The sequence below is a fragment of the Alphaproteobacteria bacterium SS10 genome (assembly GCA_019192455.1).
In the GTDB taxonomy this organism is placed as follows: Bacteria; Pseudomonadota; Alphaproteobacteria; order TMED2; family TMED2; genus TMED2.
Genome location: JAHCML010000003.1, coordinates 1101154 through 1119394 on the forward strand (window position 1 = coordinate 1101154; position 18241 = coordinate 1119394).

General features: G+C 57.8%; 20 protein-coding genes, 2 tRNA genes and 1 riboswitch. Of the genes, 12 read left to right on the forward strand and 10 right to left on the reverse strand.

The window, feature by feature from the left end; genetic code table 11:
* Positions 1-245: 245 nt before the first annotated feature.
* From KI792_05450 to KI792_05465, 4 genes are all read right to left on the reverse strand, one after another.
* Positions 246-1079 (reverse strand): universal stress protein, encoded by an 834-nt coding sequence (locus KI792_05450; GenBank protein ID MBV6632467.1) that lies wholly within the window; start codon positions 1077-1079, stop codon positions 246-248.
* 95 nt (positions 1080-1174) lie between these two features.
* Positions 1175-2131 (reverse strand): ABC transporter substrate-binding protein, encoded by a 957-nt coding sequence (locus tag KI792_05455; protein ID MBV6632468.1) that lies wholly within the window; start codon positions 2129-2131, stop codon positions 1175-1177.
* Between the two features lie 33 nt (positions 2132-2164).
* Positions 2165-2923 (reverse strand): ABC transporter permease, encoded by a 759-nt coding sequence (locus KI792_05460; GenBank protein MBV6632469.1) that lies wholly within the window; start codon positions 2921-2923, stop codon positions 2165-2167.
* A complete protein-coding gene (locus tag KI792_05465; GenBank protein ID MBV6632470.1) occupies positions 2920-3693 on the reverse strand; it encodes an ABC transporter ATP-binding protein in 774 nt (257 codons plus the stop codon). The genes KI792_05460 and KI792_05465 overlap by 4 nt, the downstream gene beginning before the upstream one ends.
* Positions 3686-3822, reverse strand: a riboswitch (TPP riboswitch). It overlaps the preceding gene by 8 nt.
* 96 nt (positions 3823-3918) lie before the next feature.
* Here KI792_05465 and KI792_05470 point away from each other — a divergent pair.
* From KI792_05470 to KI792_05525, 12 genes are all read left to right on the forward strand, one after another.
* Positions 3919-5076 (forward strand): acetoin utilization protein AcuC, encoded by a 1158-nt coding sequence (locus KI792_05470; GenBank protein ID MBV6632471.1) that lies wholly within the window; start codon positions 3919-3921, stop codon positions 5074-5076.
* Positions 5060-5560, forward strand: a complete 501-nt coding sequence (locus tag KI792_05475; GenBank protein MBV6632472.1) for a DUF192 domain-containing protein — start codon at positions 5060-5062, stop codon at positions 5558-5560. The genes KI792_05470 and KI792_05475 overlap by 17 nt, the downstream gene beginning before the upstream one ends.
* 90 nt (positions 5561-5650) lie before the next feature.
* A tRNA-Pro gene (locus KI792_05480) sits at positions 5651-5727 on the forward strand.
* A 143-nt stretch (positions 5728-5870) separates the two neighbouring features.
* Positions 5871-6188 (forward strand): ETC complex I subunit, encoded by a 318-nt coding sequence (locus KI792_05485; GenBank protein ID MBV6632473.1) that lies wholly within the window; start codon positions 5871-5873, stop codon positions 6186-6188.
* Between the two features lie 66 nt (positions 6189-6254).
* Positions 6255-6331 (forward strand) — tRNA-Arg (locus tag KI792_05490).
* A 28-nt stretch (positions 6332-6359) separates the two neighbouring features.
* A complete protein-coding gene (locus KI792_05495; protein ID MBV6632474.1) occupies positions 6360-7139 on the forward strand; it encodes a sulfite exporter TauE/SafE family protein in 780 nt (259 codons plus the stop codon).
* Between the two features lie 101 nt (positions 7140-7240).
* Positions 7241-7768: a hypothetical protein gene (locus tag KI792_05500; GenBank protein ID MBV6632475.1), complete on the forward strand. Its 528-nt coding sequence runs from the start codon at positions 7241-7243 to the stop codon at positions 7766-7768.
* 312 nt (positions 7769-8080) lie between these two features.
* Positions 8081-9112: an amino acid ABC transporter substrate-binding protein gene (locus KI792_05505; GenBank protein ID MBV6632476.1), complete on the forward strand. Its 1032-nt coding sequence runs from the start codon at positions 8081-8083 to the stop codon at positions 9110-9112.
* A 193-nt stretch (positions 9113-9305) separates the two neighbouring features.
* Positions 9306-10529: an amino acid ABC transporter permease gene (locus tag KI792_05510; protein MBV6632477.1), complete on the forward strand. Its 1224-nt coding sequence runs from the start codon at positions 9306-9308 to the stop codon at positions 10527-10529.
* 9 nt (positions 10530-10538) lie between these two features.
* Positions 10539-11660, forward strand: coding sequence for an amino acid ABC transporter permease (locus KI792_05515; protein MBV6632478.1), 1122 nt, complete (start codon positions 10539-10541; stop codon positions 11658-11660).
* Between the two features lie 37 nt (positions 11661-11697).
* Positions 11698-12492: an amino acid ABC transporter ATP-binding protein gene (locus KI792_05520; protein MBV6632479.1), complete on the forward strand. Its 795-nt coding sequence runs from the start codon at positions 11698-11700 to the stop codon at positions 12490-12492.
* Between the two features lie 86 nt (positions 12493-12578).
* Entirely contained in the window at positions 12579-13268 is a 690-nt protein-coding gene (locus KI792_05525; protein MBV6632480.1) for a class I SAM-dependent methyltransferase, read from the forward strand.
* A 14-nt stretch (positions 13269-13282) separates the two neighbouring features.
* Here KI792_05525 and KI792_05530 read toward each other — a convergent pair whose 3' ends face one another.
* Genes KI792_05530 through KI792_05555 form a run of 6 tightly spaced genes read right to left on the reverse strand, consistent with a single transcriptional unit; the run spans position 13283 to position 18117 of the window.
* A complete protein-coding gene (locus tag KI792_05530; protein ID MBV6632481.1) occupies positions 13283-13930 on the reverse strand; it encodes a GNAT family N-acetyltransferase in 648 nt (215 codons plus the stop codon).
* Entirely contained in the window at positions 13927-14769 is an 843-nt protein-coding gene (sseA, locus tag KI792_05535) for a 3-mercaptopyruvate sulfurtransferase (protein ID MBV6632482.1), read from the reverse strand. The genes KI792_05530 and sseA overlap by 4 nt, the downstream gene beginning before the upstream one ends.
* A gap of 24 nt (positions 14770-14793) precedes the next feature.
* Positions 14794-15684 carry a hypothetical protein gene (locus KI792_05540; GenBank protein MBV6632483.1) on the reverse strand — a complete coding sequence of 297 codons (891 nt, stop codon included), beginning with the start codon at positions 15682-15684 and terminating at the stop codon, positions 14794-14796.
* 16 nt (positions 15685-15700) lie between these two features.
* Complete coding sequence (locus KI792_05545) at positions 15701-16423, reverse strand: alanyl-tRNA editing protein (protein ID MBV6632484.1); 723 nt, start codon at positions 16421-16423, stop codon at positions 15701-15703.
* A 5-nt stretch (positions 16424-16428) separates the two neighbouring features.
* Entirely contained in the window at positions 16429-17484 is a 1056-nt protein-coding gene (locus tag KI792_05550; protein ID MBV6632485.1) for a cysteine synthase A, read from the reverse strand.
* Positions 17485-17487: 3 nt separating this feature from the next.
* The gene (locus KI792_05555; GenBank protein MBV6632486.1) at positions 17488-18117 is read right to left on the reverse strand and encodes an NUDIX domain-containing protein; all 630 of its coding nucleotides are present in this window, start codon (positions 18115-18117) and stop codon (positions 17488-17490) included.
* Positions 18118-18241 lie beyond the last annotated feature (124 nt).

Consider the following 18241-nt stretch of genomic DNA (forward strand, 5'->3'; position numbering starts at 1 on the left):
CGATGTCGAGTGTTAAGTGTTTTGGTTTGGTCGGTTTTGATGTTGGAGCGGGGTGTAAGAGCAACCTCTGATCACCTTATCGCGCCAATGTTGCGTGATTGATTAGCCCGCTCGGCGCCTGCGCCAGGGCTAATGCTCACAGGGCCGACCGACCAGGCCCTTTCACGGATTAGGCCGACCAGCGCATTGAACCGCGTTGGCGGCCTTTTCTTTTGCTCTGAATCAGCCTGAACCGAACGGGCGGATCAGTGCGACATGATCAGAGGGATGGTGGTGTGCTGCAGCATGTAGCGTGTCATACCGCCCAGCACCCGCTCACGGAAGCGGGAGTGGCTATAGGCCCCCATGACGATGCCATCTGCGCTCAGCTCTGCCGCCGTCTGTAACAGCATCTCACCATAGGGTTGGCCGCGCTTAGGCTCTACCAGATGGGGCTGGGCCTCAATGCCATGGTTCTTGAGGAAGCTAACAACTTGGCCGGTCTCATCCTCTGCCACCACCCGATCATCTGGCGCGAACAGGGAGACAACGGTTACCCGCTCTGCATCACGCATGAGGCCGATGCTGTCACGTAGGCCGCGGCTACTCTCCCGCGTCGGCTTCCAGGCAACGATGATGTGCTTGTCTTCAAACTGCACCGACGGATCATGAGGCAGCACCAGCACGCCGCAAGCGGTAGCAAGCGACAGCTCATCCGGCAGGTGCAGTGTGATGCGGTCGGAATGGGCGGCATTGTTGCTTTGACTGACTATGGCGAGGTCGGCGAGATAGGTTCGCCGTGCCATGGCATCCACATGATCCTCTTCAAGTGTTTCTAAGGACCAATCCAGCTTGGTACATTTGGTCTCAACCTCATGGCGCAGGGCCTCTGCCTTTTCCCGCGCGATGGCGGTTGCCTCGGCAATGTAGGCGTATGACGCTCCACGTCCGGTCACCGCCGCCGGCATGGATTGCGGCAGGGTGAAATAGCAGATGTGCAGATGCGCGTTATGACGCCGTGCCAGGGATACCGCGAGGTCGAGCCGTTCACTGTGGCGATCATCATTCGCCATATGCAGGAGGATATTTTTAATCGGCATGGAACGGTTTCCGTCGGCATCTGGTTAGGACCGAAATCAGCGGTCGCAGGGTAGGCGCGGGGCGCAGCTCTGGCAACCGCTGTCGGTGTTTGGCCCTACTCAGTCGCCGCGGGTGCGCCTGGTACCACGGCGTATTGCTCAACCGGCACCACCGCCTCGATCAGCGCTTTGTCCGCCATGAACTGTGCAAAGCGACGATAGCGATCAGCATCAAGTGCGGCCGGGCGCAGGTCAAAGCGTGGCAGGGTATCCCGCCATGCGCGGCGGTTTAGTTCATCATCCAACGCGGGGTACGCAGCGGTGAATATCTCCCAACTCTCAGCGGGGTGGTTGATCATGTAATGAATGCCCCGCTCCACGGCTTGGATAAAGGTTGCGAGCTGTGGGTCATCGCGCCGCTCCTGATGAGCGACAAAGATCAGCTCGTCATAAACCGGAACGCCAGACTCCTCGATGAAGAAGGCGCGGCCTGGATGTCCCTCAAGGTCCATCTGGTTCAGCTCAAAGTTCCGGAAGGCACCGGTGACGGCATCAACCTGCCCGGCGAGCAGTGATGGGCTAAGGGAGAAATTCACATTGATCATCTCCACATCGCTGAGCGTCAGGCCTGCATGCTCAAGCATCGCTTGAACCAATGCTTCCTCAACCCCGCCAACGGAGTAGCCAATGCGCTTACCCTTGAGATCGGCGATGCTTTCAATCCCGCTATCGGCGAGGGTCACCATGATGTTGAGCGGGGTGCCAACAAGGGTGCCAATCCGGACCAGCGGCAGGCCTTGATCAATCTGCATATGCAGCTGCGGTTGATAGGAGATCGCCACATCCGCCCGCTTCGCCGCGACAAGCTTTGGTGGATCGCTTGGGTCGGCGGGGGGGATGATCTCAATTTCAAGCTCAGCCTCAGCGAAATAGCCTTTAGCATCGGCAATCACCAAGGGGGCGTGAACTGGATTTACGAACCAGTCGAGCAGCACGTTCATCTTCTCAGCCCGCGCCATGCCGGGGACGGTGATGGCGATGGCCACTAGGCCAAGCATTAGAAATCGGATCATTGGTCTCTCATTTTCTGGAAGGGGTGAAGTGGATCAAAAGGTGGCTTCCTCACGCCGCCAGGCGGTGGCGCGTCGGATCAGGAAATCGATGGTGAGGTAGAGGGTGACCGCCATCACCGAGAGCACGACCAAGGCGGCAAACATGAGGTCGATCTGCATCCGGCCATTCGCCTGCAGCATCAGATGGCCAAGCCCGGCAGACGCACCCACCCATTCACCGATCACCGCACCAATCGGTGCCACGGCGGCCGCGACACGAAGGCCGGAGCCAAAGGCGGGTAAGGCGGCTGGCAACCGTATATAGAGCAGCATCCGCCATTTACTGGCGCCCATCACCGTGGCTTGTTCCAGCCATTCGGGCGGCGTCCGGCGTATCCCGTCATAAAGTGTCGTTGTCACCGGAAAGAAGATGATCAGCGCGGCGGTGATGACCTTGGGTGCTAAGCCATAGCCGAACCACAGCACGAGCAAGGGTGCTAAGGCGAAGATTGGGATCGCCTGGCTGATCACCAGGATTGGCAACAACCAGGGCCGAATTGGGGGCAGCAGGGCCAAGCTGATCGCGGCGCAGGTGCCAATTGCCACACCAAGCAACAGGCCTAACACGATCTCTAAAAGGGTGATGCCAGCATGGTGGGCGAGGATATCCCACCGCTCAATAATGCGTTCACCAACTAGGGAAGGGCCGGGCAGCATGAAGCGCGGTAACTCACCGATCCACACTACTCCCTGCCAAAGGGCGATTAGACCGATGAGGATGATAAGGGGACGCCAGGCCGTAGTTTTGATCATACGGCGGCCCCCTGAAGCTGTGCCATGAGTGATCCATGGCGTGAGGTGAGGGTCGCATCGGTCAGGCTGCGCGGTGGTGCGGTATCCGGTGTGATTGGGTCCGACAGCGTCGCCGGCTTGCCGCCCAACACACGGATACTGTGACCAACCCTGAGGGCCTCAAGGGGATCGTGAGTGACCAGCACAACCGTCCGGCCAGCCAGGCGTTCAACCGTCATGGATTGCAGGCGGTCGCGGGTAACGGCATCAAGCGCGGAGAACGGCTCATCCATAAGGATGATGGGTCGGTCCTCATACAACACACGGGCCAGGGCCACCCGTTGGCGCATGCCACCGGATAAGGTGTAGGGCAGGTGGTCCACGACATCCGCTAAACCCAAGCTATCAAGAAGTTCAATCGCCCGGTCCCGGTTCGGCGCCATGCCGCGGAGGCGGTCGCCCAGGGCCACATTGCGCCATACCGATAACCAGGGCAGCAGGCCATCCTGCTGGGTCATAAAGCCGACGCGGCCGCTTAGCGCCGCATTATCTGTTGCCTTGATCGTGCCAGCCTCTGGCTGCACCAGTCCGGCAATTGCGCGGAGGAGCGTGGATTTACCAACGCCGCTCGTGCCCAGTAGGCAGGTAATCTCACCAGCTGGAAAGCTGTCGCCGTCTATTTGAACCAAGGGTTCATTATCGAATTGCAGGACCAGCCGCTCGAACAACAGTCCGGGCGGTTTGGTTGCGAGCTCAATTTGCGGGCCCGGCGAGGCTGGGCGGTCAGTCATGGATCACTGTCCCTACGCCGGAATGCGGGTGGCCTTAAAGGGGCGCCGTCGCCGGATCAGGTTCAAGGGGTCGTTGTGTCCATCACAACCTCTCAGCGGCATTGGTAAGCGGCTCCCCCCAGTTGGGGGTAAGGGGTAGGGCAGTGGCGGTTGGCTGGCAAGCCTTATCGATGCGCAGATGGGAGAGATTGACGATTGGGCCCAGGCGACCGACATCTTGGTGATATGAGTGATACCAACACACTAGCCAGGCCCCAGGTAAAGAGCGCGTCTGCCTTGGGCCGCCCGATCCTGATCGGTCATGAGATCTATAGGAACAGCCGCTATGGCACCAAGCACCCGTTGTCCATTCCCCGGGTGTCGACAGCGCTCGACCTAATCAATGCGATGGGGTGGGTTGGCCAGGATCAGTATGTTGAGGGGCGACCAGCGACAGAAGCGCAACTCGCCTGGTTTCATGAACCTGACTACATTGCCGCGTTGAAGCGCACCCAGCAAAGCCAGAAGGCCGATGCCGAAACACGAGAGCGCTACAATCTGGGGCGGATGGAGAACCCGATCTTTGCCGAGATGTTTGACCGTCCGGCCATGGCCAGCGGTTCATCAATCATGGCGGCAGAGCTGCTGCGTGACGGTGGGGTCGTCTATAATGTGGCCGGTGGCACCCATCACGGTAAGCCAGGACGGGCTAGTGGCTTTTGCTACCTGAACGACCCTGTGCTCGGGCTTATGGCGATGTTGAGGATGGGCCTGACCCGCATCGCTTATGTCGATATTGATGCCCATCACGGTGACGGGGTTCAGGATGCTTTCCATGATGATGATCGGGTGTTCACGATCTCAATTCATGAGGGTGGGCGCTGGCCGCAGACTGGTCAGCTTGACGATCGGGCAGGGGGCATGGCCCGCAACTTGCCGGTGCCCAAGGGCCTAAACAATGCTGAGATGCTGCACCTGATAGACCAGGCCGTGGTGCCGCTGGTTCAGGCATTTGAGCCAGAGGCCATCGTGATCCAAGGAGGTTGTGACAGCCTTGCCGAAGATCCTTTAAGTGGGCTGAGCCTTAGCAACCGTGGCTACTGGGGCGCGATTGACTGTCTGCGAGGATTGGCGCCACGGCTGTTGATGCTGGGCGGTGGTGGGTACAACCCTTGGACCGTTGGTCGGGCCTGGTCTGGGGTCTGGCGCTTGTTGAACGATCTGCCGATGCCGGATCGACTTCCAGCACCGGCTGAGAGTATCCTTCGCTCAATTCACTGGCGCCATCGCCTCGCCGATAACCCACCGGAGCGATGGTTTACGACCCTGGCTGATCCGGTAGATGAGCAAGAGCAGACAATCCGAGATGAGATCAAATATGTGGCCGATGCGGTTCTGGCATAGCCGGCGCGCCGTTGCGCTCGGCTTTGCGATGCTGCTGTTGGCGCCATTATCAGCGCCAGCTCAGTCACTCTATAATCCGCAGCCGCAGACCGGGTTGGCTGAGGCACCACTCTCCATCAGGACGCTTACCGGCGAGCGGCATGAGTTCACCGTGGAGGTGGCAGAAACCCCGCGTCAACAGGCCATCGGCATGATGTTTCGCCGCAAGGCGCCTAGAGATCGCGGCATGCTGTTCCCGTTTGAGAAGCCGCGGGTCGCCTCCTTCTGGATGAAAAACACGCTCGTCTCCCTCGATCTTTTGTTCATCGAGCAAGGCGGGCGGATTGCCACCATTCATCGCCGGGCCCAACCCCAATCGCTCGAACCAATGTCATCGGGCGTGCCTGTGATCGCGGTGCTTGAGCTTGCCGGTGGCGAGGCAGATCGCCGCGATATTCGCACTGGTGACCTGGTCGAACACCCGTTTTTCGGCACCGGTTTGTGAACTAGAACCGGAAATTCGTAAGAAAATCTCGTCGCAGGTGCGATAGGCGGGTTTACCCGTGCGATCTGCTGGTGTATCGATCCCCTCCGTCGGGGCGTGGCGCAGCCTGGTAGCGCGCATGTTTTGGGTACATGAGGTCCCCAGTTCGAATCTGGGCGCCCCGACCATTCTCTCTCATCGCGACTTAATCTGGTGGTGAGATGATGATCTTTCTTCCAGGCAATCTTCACCTATAATCAGCGGTATCGCGGTTAGACTGCGACCCAAACCATCCCAATTCGGATGCCCGCCGCTTAAAGGTTCAAACCAGATGCTGCCCACCGACGCCATCTCAGCCGTTCGTATCTATCAGCCAGCCAAGACGACCATGCAGTCCGGTCGCGCCAAGCTAAAGCAATGGTTGCTTGAGTATGAGGTTGAGACCGCAAGACGGCCGGAGCCACTGATGGGCTGGACCATGTCTGGTGATACGCTGAACCAAGTACGCTTGAAGTTCGGCACCTCAGAAGAGGCGGTCGCCTTTGCTGAGGCAAAGGGCTGGACCTACACCCTTGAGGCACCGCGCCAACGCCGGGTGACGCCAAAGAACTACGGCGACAATTTCCGCACGGATCGGCCAGCAAGATGAGCATTCGCCTTAGGCCCGATTGATTGCCCTGACACGCTCAGGCACTCTCCACACGAATTCGGTTACGGCCCCGTAGCTCAACTGGATAGAGCACCGGACTTCTAATCCGACGGTTGCAGGTTCGAGTCCTGCCGGGGTCGCCATTTCCTCTCGCGGATAATCTGAACCCGCATGTCTTTCGCCGCTTTTCTTGATGCCTTTGCCCCGCTGACCATCCTGGGGATGGCCCTGTTTATGATGGCAGGCGGGTTTGTGAAGGGGGCCGTTGGCTTTGCCCTGCCCATGGTGGCGGTAAGCGGGATTAGCAGCATTGCCTCGCCCCAGGATGCGATTGCCGCGATTATCATTCCAGCCTTCTTCGCCAATATCTGGCAGGCGGGTCGCCAAGGCCTAGGCCCTGCATTACAGACCGCAAAAGAGCATTGGAAACTCAACCTGGTCCTGGCGATCACAATCGCCATCGTGGCCCAGGCCGTACCCTACATGCCAACGAAGATCTTCTTCATCCTGCTTGGCGTGATCGTTAGTGCCGTCGCCATCATCCAGCTGATGGGGTTGGTTTTGCCAACGCCCAAGGGCAAAGGGCAGCGAACCGTTTTTGAGGTTGTGATGGGTTTCTTCGCCGGTGCTATGGGCGGGCTAGGGGGCTTCTGGGGACCAGCAACGGTGATGTACCTAATCGCCCTCGGCACCGAAAAGCAGCAGATGATTAGGGCCCAAGGCCTAACCTATTTCATCGGGTCGATGATGTTGGTCGGTGGGCACCTAACCAGCGGTGTCTTGAATGAAGCGACCTTACCCCTGTCATTCCTAATGCTGGCACCGGCGGCAGTTGGCATGGTGTTGGGCACGATGCTGCAGGATCGGTTGAATCCGGTCGCGTTTAAGCGATTGGTCTTGGTGGTCTTGTGTGTTGCGGGGCTGAATCTTCTGCGACGTGGCCTATTTTGAGCCGGTTTTCCTAGCGTTTCGCGTCAGCCATACCCAAAACGCTAAAATTTTTTGTAAATTTTGCAGACCATGGTAACGTTCTTTCAGATGAGGGGGATTTCATGGAATTAAATATGGGCTCAGAGGGGTCGACCGGTACTCGGCTCCGTGATCGAATTATGTCGATGGGCGATAGCCTCGGCCTTGGTGATGAAACCAAGGCACGCCTCGACAGTGGCAAATCCCGTGCGATGATGGGGCACCAGGGCAGCATGATTGATATGACCCAGCATGAGGGTCGCGCTGCCGGTAACATCGAAAAAGATATCAATAAAGAAGCCGGGCAGACCGCGATTAACGTTGCAAAGATGGCTGCCGTCGTACCTGGCGGCCAACCGGTTGCGGCCGCAGCTGTCGTTATTGATAAAGTTGTTCCAGACTCCGTGAAGGAGAAGCTGGGCGAGGTTGCGCGCAAGCAGCCAGGCATTCAGATTGCCGAGAAACTTATGGGCGGCGACCCGCAAACTAAGATGCAGGCCTATCGTGGTGCTCGTCAGGTTTCCGATGTTGGTGCGACCGTCACCAATCCTCAAGCCGGTCTAGCCGGTGGCATGAAACCAAGCATGCCAGGTCTCGGCGGCAAGAGTTAAGCGACAATAGAGTTTGGTTCCGCAGTGTGGGGGCTCTGCGGCCATGAGGGGGAGTGCTTTCGGGTGCTCCCCCGCTTTTTATTGCAAAATGCCTTTATTTCCCCCGCTTTAGGCATGTCGCAGTGCGGTCTTCCTTGTGTCCCGTTAGGGTTTCGTGTAATTGAGCCGACGTTATTTGCGTTCCGAGCATCCCTGAAATGCGATGGGCGCAAGGCTTACACACCCGCAATTTGGCTGGTTCTCGGCCTTATCGCTGGTGGGTTTTTAAGCAACCACCACCAAACCGATAACCATCGGGGAAGGATTTAAAACATGAAGCGTTTGACACTCGCTGCTGCCGCGTTTGCAGCGGTTACTGTCTTTGGCATGGGCCCAGTCGCCCAAGCTGGTGCAACCCTTGACGCCATCCGGCAAAACGACACGCTGCGTTGTGGCGTCAACACCGGCCTCGCCGGCTTCGGCATCGCCGATGAGCAAGGCCGCTGGACCGGTCTTGATGTCGACTATTGTAAAGGTATGGCTGCTGCCATCCTTGGCGACGCTGACAAAGTTGAGTATGTCCCACTTTCCGCTCAGCAGCGTTTCACCGCTCTGCAGTCCGGTGAGGTCGATGTCCTCAGCCGTAACACCACCTGGACCCTGACCCGTGATGCGTCACTGGGCCTCGCGTTCGCTGGTGTCTGGTTCTATGACGGCCAAGGTTTCATGGTGCCTAAGTCACTCGGTGTGACCAGCGCTATGGATCTGGACGGTGCTTCTGTCTGCGTGCAGCCAGGTACCACCACTGAGCTGAACCTCGCTGACTTCTTCCGCGCCAACAACATGGACTTCGAGCCAGTTGTGATTGAAGCGCAGTCTGAAGTTGTTGCTGCTTACTTCTCCGGTCGTTGCGACGTCTTCACCACGGATGCATCTGGCCTGGCGGCTACCCGTGCCAACGAAGCACCGAATCCAGCTGATCACGTGATCCTGCCTGAGCTGATCTCGAAAGAGCCTCTCGGCCCAGTGGTTCGTCGTGGTGATGACGAGTTCTTCGCCATCGCTAAGTGGGTTCTGTTCGCTCTGGTTGAAGCTGAAGAAAAAGGCGTCACCGCTGCGAATGCCGCTGATATGAAGGCTAACAGCACCGATCCAACCGTTCAGCGTATGCTGGGTGCGACCGGTGACATGGGTGAGAAAGTCGGTCTCGACGCTGAGTTCGCTAAGCGCGCCATCATGGCCGTTGGCAACTACGGTGAGATCTTCGATCGCCATGTTGGCCCAGACACCCCAATCGGCCTGGAGCGCGGTGTTAACGCGCTGTGGACCGAAGGTGGTCTGATGTACGCACCACCAATGCGCTAAGCTTGGTGTTAGGTTTCATGCGGGTTTCAGCCCGTTAGGGACCATCGAACAATGGGGGATTGACGACTGGCGTTATGCCATCCCGTCAATCCCCCTATGTTTTTTGCGCATAATTAAATCTTGCGATGCGATTAGAAGACTGTCCTACTGGCGCCTTCGAAAAATCGGCCGCAAAAACAGCGCTCGGGACAATATGACGGATATTACAAATCAGAAGCCGGAGGCGGTGCCTGATCCACGGCAGACCTCCGCGAAGAAAGCCCCGTCCACCAGCTTCATTTACGATGAGGGTTTCCGGAATATCGCCTTCCAGGTGATCATGATCGCAGCAGTGATCTTTGCCGGCTTCTACCTGGTGAACAATACGCTCTACAATCTAGAGACCCGGAACATCAAAACTGGTTTTGAATTTGTCGACCAGGAATCCGGTTTCGATATTAACCAGAACATCATCGAGTATTCGCCCGCCAGTACCTATGGCACGGCGCTCGTCGTTGGTTTGATCAACACGCTGATCGTTGCCGTTCTGGGCATCTTCTTTGCCACGATCATCGGCACGATTGTTGGTGTCTCGAGGCTTTCGACAAACTGGCTGATTGCGAAGATTGCATCGACCTATGTTGAGGTTGTGCGAAACATCCCGCTCTTGCTGCAGTTGTTCATGTGGTACGGCGTGTTCACAACCGCATTCCCGCCTGTGCGTGAAGCGTGGAACCCGGTTGGGTCGATGTATGTCTCGAACCGTGGTTTCCATATTCCGGTCGTTGAATGGGCCGATCCCTTCACAATGGGCGCTATCGCGGTTGTTGTGGCCATCATTGCCTGGGTCTTTCTGGTCCAACGGGCGAAGAAGGTGCAGGCAGCCACTGGTAAGCGGCCTGCCAGTCACCTAATTGGCTTTGGCTTACTGATTGCCTTGCCGGTTCTGGCCTGGGCTGCCGGTGGTGCGCCATGGGACGTGGATGCACCCGCACTCGGCCGCTTTAATATTCGTGGTGGTTTGACCATTACACCTGAGCTCGTCGCTCTGCTGTTCGGCCTTGTGTTCTACACCGCTGGCTTTATCGCAGAGGTTGTCCGCTCCGGTATCCTGGCGGTTAGCAAGGGGCAGTGGGAAGCAGGGGAGGCGCTCGGGTTAAGCCGTCGCCGGATCTTGAACCTCATCGTGCTGCCACAGGCGCTGCGGGTTATCGTGCCGCCGACCACCAACCAGTATCTCAACCTGACCAAGAACAGCTCTCTCGCCGTCGCGATCGGCTATCCGGATCTGGTCTCGGTGGCGAACACCACCATGAACCAAACCGGGCAGGCGATTGAGAGTATCGCGCTGATCATGGCTGCCTACCTGACGGTAAGCCTCAGCATCTCGGCGTTTATGAACTGGTACAACAAGCGCATCGCGCTGGTGGAACGGTAGGAGAGACCCATGAGCGATACCGTGAACACCAAAAGCTATGTCCAGGAAGTCCATCTTGATGAGCGGCCACCGCCACTCTCAACCTCGGGCCCGATTGCCTGGCTGCGTATCAAGCTGTTCAACACTTGGTACAACTCACTGCTGACGTTGATCGTTGGCTATGTGGTGATTGATCTGGGCATTGGCATTGTCGACTGGGCGTTGGTTTCCGCCAGCTTCAGTGATGTNCCACCGGATGAGTGCCGTGCCTCCGTCAGCGGGGCCTGCTGGTCCTTTGTTCATAACTGGTGGCGGTTCATTCTGTTTGGCCTCTACCCCTATGATGATCAATGGCGTCCGGCACTATTCCTGGCGCTCGCCATTGCCATGATTGGCTTCTCTTGCTGGCCAGGGTCCTGGCGTAAGAGCCTCGCCTATATGTGGGGCGTTGCGCTTGTTGTCATGTGGTGGCTGATGGCTGGGGGCTTTGGTCTTGAGCCGGTGCCAACTAACAAGTGGGGTGGTCTGTCACTGACCTTGATGCTGGCCGGGGTGGCTTGCGTCTTCTCTTTCCCAATTGCGATCTTGTTGGCCCTTGGCCGGCGTTCGAACCTGCCGGCGATTAAAACCTTCTGTGTCACCTTGATTGAGGTGGTGCGGGGTGTGCCGCTGATTACCATCCTGTTCATGGCATCGTTCATGATCCCGCTCTTCCTACCGGAAGGCGTGACCCTGGACGCCGTGCTGCGGGCCATGGTCGGTATGACGCTGTTTACCGGCGTGTATCTGGCAGAGGTGATCCGGGGTGGCCTACAGGCCATTCCAAAGGGGCAGTATGAAGCCGCTGATGCACTGGGCCTCAGCTATTGGCAGAAGATCCGGTTCATCATCCTGCCGCAGGCGTTGAAGATTTCGATCCCACCGATCGTGAATAGCTTCATCGCGGTGTTTAAGGACACCTCACTGGTCCTGATCATCGGCCTGTTTGACATGATGACGGCGACCAAGAATGCAATCCAGGATGCGGAATGGCGGACCTTCTATCTGGAAGGCTATCTGTTCGCCGCGCTGATCTATTTCGGCTTCTGCTTCTTCATGTCGAAATACAGCCAATGGCTTGAAGAACGTCTCGCACGCGCGACCAAGCGCTAATCAACGAATAAGTTTTTAAGAACGGAGTTTGCGGAAAATGAGTGAAGCCGCCGAAACCCAAGACGAACCACAAACCGCAGCACCACGCGAGCTGGGTGATGTCACAATCCAGCTTAAGGGCGTCAACAAATGGTACGGGGACTTCCATGTCCTGCGTGACATCAATCTGGATGTGATGCGGGGCGAGCGGATCGTTGTCTGTGGTCCTTCCGGTTCTGGTAAGTCCACGATGATCCGATGCATCAACCGCCTGGAAGAGCACCAGGAAGGCGACATCGTCGTTGATGGCATTGAGCTGACCAGCAATGTGAAGAACATCGATGAAGTGCGCCGGGAAGTCGGCATGGTGTTCCAACACTTCAACCTGTTCCCGCATCTAACCATCATGCAGAACCTGACCTTGGCGCCGATCTGGGTGAAGAAGGTGCCAAAGAAGGAAGCGGAAGAGCGCGCGATGTATTACCTCGAGCGCGTGAAGATCCCTGAGCAGGCACAGAAATATCCAGGCCAGCTCTCCGGCGGTCAGCAGCAGCGTGTGGCGATTGCCCGCTCACTCTGCATGAACCCCAAAATCATGCTGTTTGATGAGCCAACCTCTGCCCTTGATCCTGAGATGGTGAAGGAGGTGTTGGACACCATGATCGTGCTCGCCGAGGAGGGCATGACCATGATCTGTGTGACCCACGAGATGGGCTTTGCCCGTTCGGTCGCCGACCGCGTCATCTTCATGGATGCCGGCCAGATCGTTGAGATGAATGAGCCGAACGAGTTCTTCAGCAATCCGAAGAGCGAGCGGACCCAGAAGTTCCTCAGCCAGATCCTGGCGCACTAAGCCTTACTAAAAACCACGCTTTGAAACGCGGCTGTCGAGTGCTATCGCTCCAGCCGCGTTTTCATTTGCCGAACCGGAAGAAGACAATGCCCCAGGGTGATTTGCATCGCTATTTCCTGAACAATGGCGGGAAGCGTCTGCACAAATGGCTGCACTATTTTGAGATCTATGAGCGCTATTTTGAGCGGTTTCGTAGTCAGCCAATCACCATGCTTGAGATTGGTGTTCATGGTGGTGGCTCGCTGCAGATGTGGAAGGATTACTTCCACCCTGAAAGCACGATTGTCGGCATCGATATCAATCCGGACTGTGCCCAGCATGCGGGCGATAATGTCCATGTCCATATCGGTGATCAGTCAGATAAAGCATTCCTGGATGAACTGGCCGCGAAGTACGGCCCCTTCGATATCCTGCTTGATGACGGCAGCCATGTAAGCGCCCATGTCATCGCAACTTTTGAAGCGCTGATCGGGCATATGAAGGCGCAGAGCATCTATCTGATTGAGGATATGCACTGCTCATACTGGCCCGACTATGGCGGCGGCGTTCGTACACCCGGTACCTTCATCGAATATGCCAAGGAGCGGATTGATGAGCTTAATGCCGGCTACACTAAGGGGCAGGTGCCGGTAACTGCAATCACTAAGCGGATCAGCACCATCGCGTTCCATGACAGCATCGTGGCCTTTGAGTTTGAGCCGCAGAGCCGCCGACAGCATGTGATCACCACAGGCATGGGCGTGCCGGTTGAGGGCACACCGATGCGTCAGGCCTAGCCGCCCGAGCTTTATTAGTCGCGGAGCGGTATCTGTGAGCCGCAATCGGTTGGCATATCGCCGATCACACGTGGGTCCTTAATGACCTTCAGCTCCTGCCGCACAGGCTCAAAACCTGAGCGCTGATACATCGGTAGGGCGCTTGCATGGTCGAGGGTGCAGGTGTTCACGGTCAGCTTACCGATATCACCATCCCAGGCCCGGCGAATGGCGGCATCCAAAAGGAACGGCCCTAGTCGTCGGCCGATGAAGTCTGGGATCAGGCCGAAATAAGCGAGGTCGGTGACATTTGGCTTCCGCCGATCCAACTCGGCAAACCCGGCAGGTACCCCGGCGACATAGAGCACCAGAATTTCAACCCGATAATCCGTAATGGTCTCGCGCAAGACGGCCGTCGCCATGCGTCTTCGCTCATACCAAAGCCAGGGGCCACCAACGGTATCGTAGAGATAGCGGTAGAAGCTGATGGTCGGCTCAATCGCCCGCATAAGGGCGACCTGGCTCTTATGTGGGGCGGGGATAGGGGCACCGGAGGGGCGCTCATCCATCTCAAGATAGGTGATGGTGACGTTTAGGGAGCCGCGCGGGGCGCCAGCGATTGCCGGATGCTCTGGTGGCCTGTTGCTGCCCGGCTTGTTCGGGTCAAAGGGAACAATGGTCATGGGCCGGTCACCACCTCATGTGCACCTGTCTGACCCCATTCGGACCACGACCCGTCATAAAGCTGCACATCATGCTTTCCGAGTAAGGCGAGAGCGAAGGTCAGAACCGCCGCCGTCACGCCAGAGCCGCAGGTGGTTGCAATCGGCTGGTCCAGCTTGATGCCAAGCTGATCAAAGGCGGCCTTAAGCGCGGCCCCATCCTTAAACCGGCCATCGGCCAGAAGTTGATCAAAGGGCAGGTTCTTTGCCCCCGGCATGTGGCCAGAGCGGAGGCCCGCGCGTGGCTCTTCAACCTCGCCGGTGAAGCGTGCGGCACCGCGGGCATCAAGCACCTGTTCGCCGTCCGCCAGCTTGGTCTGCATATCGGTAAAGCCAGCCACCATGTCCCGTTGAAGCTTAGCGCTGAAACTGGTCTTGGTGATTGCAGCATTGCCGGTCGCCAGATCGTGCCCGGCCGCCGTCCAAGCTGGCAGGCCACCATTTAGAACCGAGACGTTCTCATGGCCCATGGCGCGGAACATCCACCAGGCCCTGGGCGCGCTGAAGATACCAACCGTGTCATAGGCAATGATGTGACGTTGATTGCCCAGACCGAGCGCGCCAACCATCCCGCCAAAATCCTCTGCTGATGGCAGCATATGGGGCAGGTCACTCGTGACATCGCGCACAGCCTCAATATCGAACAGGACGGCGCCCGGGATATGCCCGGCAACGAACTCCGCTGTTACGCTGCGCCCGGCATTGGGCAGGTGGAAGCTTGCATCAATAACCCTGACATCAGGGTCACCCAGATGCGCTGCTAGCCAATCAGTTTCGACGAGTAGGGGCGTATCGCTCATGTTCTTTGACCGCTGTTGAGGTTGTCAGCTGGTGATAAGGACCAGCATGGCGGCACTGGCGACGAATGCAAGGCCGGCCATGATGTTGCTCTTATCCGGCACGTCCCGCCAGCGATTGAAAAGAATGATCAGCACCGTCGCCCCCAGCCCAATCGCGCCGACGTAGCCGGGGTTTGGTGTCCCCGCCATGGCGAAATTCCTGATCAGGGTGACGAAGGCGACGAGGAGGGAGAACACGGCCGCCGTGATGACCAGACGACGATCCAACATCTCCACCCGCCAATTGTCACCCCTCAGCATGGTCAGCCGCCCCATCATCAGAACCGAGATGACAAGGTTTTGGAGCCAGATATAGGCGAGACCCGCATCGAGGATTTTGCCGGGCTCGGCAAAGCCCATGGCGGATTTGTTGAGGAAGTCGATCAGGGCACCGCCAATGATGACTGGGATGACCATGGGCAGGGCGGCACGGCTAACCGGGTCCCGTCGCAGCATGGCAGCCGCCAACACGCATAGGACCAGGCAAGCCAATATCCCCAAGGCCTGGCCAGGATCACTAAATAGCGCTTCACGGTAGCTGGCATCCACCGTGGTCCAGAGCGCAAAACTTAACCAAACCCCGATGGGTAATAAGCGGGAGAGGGGGCCGCCACCAATCTCAGCAGACAGGGACAGCACCTTCATGTCAGTTAAGCTGGCCACGACCCCGACGGCGAGCACACTGATGATAAAGCCCGTTGAGGTTGGGAAGTCGATGAACAGCATCACCGGTGCCATGGCGATCGCCAGCATAATGCCGCGCCAGGCGATCATGAGATCGGCGCGCATCTTCATCTGCTGATTGATCAGCACAAAGGCGGCAAAGCCAAAGGTGAATCCAATGGCGTAAAGCCACCAGGGCAGGGCTAAGGTCACGGGGTGGGGTGATCCATCAATCGGCGAGCTTTAGGTTGATGCGCCGGTTTTGCCGACCCTTATTCTCAATCTTGCCAACGATAACCTCACCAATCTCACCGGTGCTGGCCAGATGGGTGCCGCCACAGGGCTGTTGATCAACTGGGCTTGCGGGATCGCCAATTGTTACCAGCCGGATCTGGCCGTTATGGCTCGGTGGGGCAACGGCCATAGTGCGAACCATATCCGGGTTCGCGGCCAGCTCTGCCTCGGTGATGTAACTCTGGGCAACAGGATGGTTAGCTTGGACCAAAGAATTCAGCTTGTCCTCAAGCTCAGCCTTATCGGGTGGGCCGTCGGGCAGGTTGAAATCCAGCCGGGATTTCTCAAGGCCGATTGATCCGCCGGTAACGTCGCCCACAACCGAGGCGCAGAGCAGGTGCAGTAAGGTGTGCATCCGCATGTGCCGATACCGCCGCTCCCAATCCAGTGCCAGCGTAACGCTTGCCCCGACCTCCGGGAGCGTCGAGCCCTCGGCGGCCTGGTGGAAAATGTTGTCGAGGCTGTCACCCTTGCGGGTATCGGTAATCGCAATCTCCCCGCCGGCATGGGTCAGTGTGCCCATGTCCCCTGGTTGTCCACCACCAGCGGCAAAGAAGATGGTGCGGTCTAGCTCGATGCTGCCGTCTGGGTGGATGGCGGTCACTGTGGCGTCGATCCCTTTGCTGTAGGGATCGGTATGAAACAGAAGGTCGGTCATATGGCTTATCCGCGCTTTGGTTCGGCGGTCAGGAAATCGGGAACGGGGAGCCCCTTTGATCGCAGGAACTCAGGATTGAAAATCTTGCTTTGATAGCGTTGGCCCAGATCGCAGAGGATGGTGACAATGGTATGCCCGGGGCCGAGGCGTTTGGCGATACGGATTGCACCGGCAACATTGATACCACTCGACCCGCCCATGATCAGGCCATCGGTGCGGATTAGGTCGAAGACAACCTGCATGGCCTCAGTATCGGGGATCTTTTCAGTATCATCGATCTTTGCCTGCTCGATATTCTTGGTGATCCGGCCTTGGCCAATCCCTTCGGTGATGCTGTCGCCTTCAGCCTTCAACTCGCCATGCTTGACCCAGTTATGAATGGCCGACCCGTCGGGGTCGCTCAACACGATCTGGATGTCCTCCCGGCGTTCCTTCAGCGCCCGGCCCACACCGGCGATCGTGCCGCCGGTTCCGATGGCGCAGGTGAAGGCATCAATCTCACCACCGGTCTGCTCCCAGATCTCTGGGCCGGTCGTTTCATAATGACCGCGCATATTGGCAGTGTTGTCGAACTGATTGGCCCAGACGGCGCCATTTGGTTCGGTCTTTGCCAACTCATTCGCGACCAGCTCAGACACGCGGATGTAGTTGCCGGGATCTTTGTAGGGCAGGGCAGGAACCAACCGTAGTTCGGCGCCGCATAGCTTGATGGTGTCCTTCTTCTCCTGGCTCTGGGTTTCCGGCATTACAATAACGGTGTGGTAGCCCTTGGCATTGCCGACCAAGGCCAGGCCAATGCCGGTATTACCGGCTGTCCCCTCAACAATTGTACCGCCGGGCTTCAGGAGGCCTTGCCGCTCCGCATCCTCGACAATGGCGCGGGCAGCGCGGTCCTTTACCGATCCGCCTGGGTTCAGGAACTCTGCCTTGCCCAGGATGTTGCATCCCGTTGCCTCTGACGGACCGTGCAGGCGGATCAGCGGTGTGTTGCCAATGCTGGCGCTAAAGCCATCGCGCACGGTGCTGGGCAAATTGGGCAGCAGCCCAGGTGACGTATTCATTCCTCAACCTTCCTGCCATTCCTGGCGAAGGGTTTCATGGTGCAGGGCGAGCCATTGCAGGGCGATGACTGATACCGCGTTATTGATCCTGTTCTCATTCATCAGGCGCAAGGCATCAGCGGTCGACATCACATGGGTTTGAATGTCTTCGCCCTCAGCCTCATGACCGGCAATGGCGTCGGCTTCGCTGCTATCCACCTCAAGACAGTAGAGCTCGACAGATTCCGTCGCGCCCCCAGGGGATACATAGTAACTGCAGATGTGTTTTACCCGGGTTGATTTGAGACCGGTTTCCTCACGCATCTCTCGCTTGGCGACAGCCTCTGGTGTTTCGCCCTCATCAATGATCCCGGCGACCACCTCCATCAGCCATGGGTCCTGAGCGCCAGCGGCATAAGCCCCGGCCCGGAACTGTTTGATCAAGACAACTTGGTCACGTTTGGGATCATAGGCGAGGGCGCCAACAGCATGGCCGCGCTCAAACACCTCACGGCTTAAGAGCTCGGTCATGCCGCCCTCAAACTTGCCATGCTTTAGCTGATAGCGATCGATGCGGAAGAAGCCCTGATAGGCGGTTTCCTTCTCAACCACCTCAACCGGTAGAGGGGTGTTTCGGTCTTTATCGATTGTCATGGTGGGGAACGTAGCAAGGGGTAGCAAAGGAGGGGCCTTCGCCAGGCTTAAACGTCGGAAAACAATCCCAATTTGATAAGCGCGGCGGCGGCGTCAGGGCTAGACTGCCGAAAACAGGGTGGGC

Bases quoted from the DNA above. Each gene is read 5' to 3' on its own strand.
- KI792_05450 (MBV6632467.1), bottom strand. From the start codon at position 1,079: ATGCCGATTAAAAATATCCTCCTGCATATGGCGAATGATGATCGCCAC.
- KI792_05455 (MBV6632468.1), bottom strand. From the start codon at position 2,131: ATGATCCGATTTCTAATGCTTGGCCTAGTGGCCATCGCCATCACCGTC.
- KI792_05460 (MBV6632469.1), bottom strand. From the start codon at position 2,923: ATGATCAAAACTACGGCCTGGCGTCCCCTTATCATCCTCATCGGTCTA.
- KI792_05465 (MBV6632470.1), bottom strand. From the start codon at position 3,693: ATGACTGACCGCCCAGCCTCGCCGGGCCCGCAAATTGAGCTCGCAACC.
- KI792_05470 (MBV6632471.1), top strand. From the start codon at position 3,919: ATGAGTGATACCAACACACTAGCCAGGCCCCAGGTAAAGAGCGCGTCT.
- KI792_05475 (MBV6632472.1), top strand. From the start codon at position 5,060: ATGCGGTTCTGGCATAGCCGGCGCGCCGTTGCGCTCGGCTTTGCGATG.
- KI792_05485 (MBV6632473.1), top strand. From the start codon at position 5,871: ATGCTGCCCACCGACGCCATCTCAGCCGTTCGTATCTATCAGCCAGCC.
- KI792_05495 (MBV6632474.1), top strand. From the start codon at position 6,360: ATGTCTTTCGCCGCTTTTCTTGATGCCTTTGCCCCGCTGACCATCCTG.
- KI792_05500 (MBV6632475.1), top strand. From the start codon at position 7,241: ATGGAATTAAATATGGGCTCAGAGGGGTCGACCGGTACTCGGCTCCGT.
- KI792_05505 (MBV6632476.1), top strand. From the start codon at position 8,081: ATGAAGCGTTTGACACTCGCTGCTGCCGCGTTTGCAGCGGTTACTGTC.
- KI792_05510 (MBV6632477.1), top strand. From the start codon at position 9,306: ATGACGGATATTACAAATCAGAAGCCGGAGGCGGTGCCTGATCCACGG.
- KI792_05520 (MBV6632479.1), top strand. From the start codon at position 11,698: ATGAGTGAAGCCGCCGAAACCCAAGACGAACCACAAACCGCAGCACCA.
- KI792_05525 (MBV6632480.1), top strand. From the start codon at position 12,579: ATGCCCCAGGGTGATTTGCATCGCTATTTCCTGAACAATGGCGGGAAG.
- KI792_05530 (MBV6632481.1), bottom strand. From the start codon at position 13,930: ATGACCATTGTTCCCTTTGACCCGAACAAGCCGGGCAGCAACAGGCCA.
- sseA (MBV6632482.1), bottom strand. From the start codon at position 14,769: ATGAGCGATACGCCCCTACTCGTCGAAACTGATTGGCTAGCAGCGCAT.
- KI792_05545 (MBV6632484.1), bottom strand. From the start codon at position 16,423: ATGACCGACCTTCTGTTTCATACCGATCCCTACAGCAAAGGGATCGAC.
- KI792_05550 (MBV6632485.1), bottom strand. From the start codon at position 17,484: ATGAATACGTCACCTGGGCTGCTGCCCAATTTGCCCAGCACCGTGCGC.
- KI792_05555 (MBV6632486.1), bottom strand. From the start codon at position 18,117: ATGACAATCGATAAAGACCGAAACACCCCTCTACCGGTTGAGGTGGTT.